Source organism: Stenotrophomonas sp. 2YAF22, assembly GCF_052114665.1.
GTDB classification, from domain to species: domain Bacteria; phylum Pseudomonadota; class Gammaproteobacteria; order Xanthomonadales; family Xanthomonadaceae; genus Stenotrophomonas; species Stenotrophomonas indicatrix.
The window spans coordinates 1-1202 of sequence record NZ_JBFRFE010000888.1 but is presented as its reverse complement, the minus strand read 5'-3'; the positions used below and the strand labels follow the sequence as shown (position 1 = coordinate 1202).

Sequence of the window (1202 nt, the reverse complement as noted above, 5' to 3'; positions counted from 1 at the left end):
TGGACCGACTCACACGAATGCGGCACTGGATCAACCGCGACGATGGACGCCTGTTCCGTGTGGGCAACGGCCCGATCAGCGGCGCTACGGCCCTGGGCTCTCTGAGCTTGGTGGCGGCACTGCTGATGCATCTTCTGCGCGAAGCCACAGGGTTGCCAGGTAGCTATGCGGCGGCCTGCCTGACGATAGCCGGCGCGTTGCTGGCCTGGGATGCCTGCCGCAACCGCCGTTGACCACGGCAATGGGCGCTCCAACGTCGGTGCCAACCAAAGGTCAGCACCCACCCAAGCGGGGCTCAGGCCTTGTCGGCGTCGGTTGTGAAGCTCTCGCCGCAGCCGCACTCGGCGGTGGCATTCGGGTTGCTGAACGTGAAGGTCTCGCTCAGGCCGTGCTTGCCGAAGTCGATCACGGTGCCGTCCACCAGGGCCAGGCTCTTGGCGTCGACATAGATCTTCACCCCGTCCTGGTCGAACACGGTGTCGTCCGCGCGCTCGTCGCGGGCCAGGTCGGTGATGTGGCCCCAGCCCGAGCAGCCGGTCTTGGTCACGCCAAAACGCAGGCCCAGCGCTCCGGGGGTCTGGGCGACGAAGCGCTGCACGCGCTCGAAGGCAATAGGGGTCAGGCTGACAGCCATGGTGGATCACTCCAGAGGTACCGGGACATTATAGGGAGCCGATGACCGCAGAAATGCCTCGCAAGCAGAACGCTGCAACCGGTAAACTCCCGTGTTCATAGATCGAGTCGATCAGCAGAGGATTCAAGTCATGACGGTGGTCAGCGTTGAACATGCGCTTGCCGGGAAGATCCCGGAAGGTGGCGAAGTCACGGTACGCGGTTGGGTGCGCACGGTGCGCGGTTCAGCAAATCTGGCTTTCGTGAATGTGACCGACGGCTCCTGCTTCGCCCCGATCCAGGTCGTGGCCGGCGACGCGCTGGCCAACTTCGACGAGATCAAGCGCCTGACCACCGGCTGCTCGCTGGTGGCCACCGGCACGCTGGTGAAGTCGCAGGGCAAGGGCCAGTCGTTCGAGATCCAGGCCAGCGCGGTCGAGGTGGTCGGCTGGGTCGAAGACCCGCTCACCTACCCGATCCAGCCCAAGCCGATGACGCCGGAGTTCCTGCGTGAAGTGGCGCACCTGCGCCCGCGCACCAACCTGTTCGGCGCGGTCACCCGCATCCGCAACTGCCTGGCCCAGGCCGGG

At 65.6% G+C, this 1202-nt stretch carries 3 protein-coding genes; 2 read left to right on the top strand and 1 reads right to left on the bottom strand.

Features of this window, described 5'->3' with window-relative positions; all coding sequences use genetic code 11:
• On the top strand, positions 1-233 hold a 233-nt coding region (locus AB4Y84_RS22010; protein ID WP_442250977.1), incomplete at its 5' end, for a hypothetical protein.
• A gap of 62 nt (positions 234-295) precedes the next feature.
• Here the strand turns inward: AB4Y84_RS22010 and AB4Y84_RS22005 are convergent.
• Positions 296-634, bottom strand: a complete 339-nt coding sequence (locus AB4Y84_RS22005) for a HesB/IscA family protein (protein ID WP_033831500.1) — start codon at positions 632-634, stop codon at positions 296-298.
• Between the two features lie 130 nt (positions 635-764).
• On the opposite strand from AB4Y84_RS22005, the gene AB4Y84_RS22000 reads away from it, so the two are divergent.
• Positions 765-1202, top strand: a 438-nt coding sequence (locus tag AB4Y84_RS22000) for an OB-fold nucleic acid binding domain-containing protein (RefSeq protein ID WP_442250976.1), incomplete at its 3' end; no start/stop codon positions are given.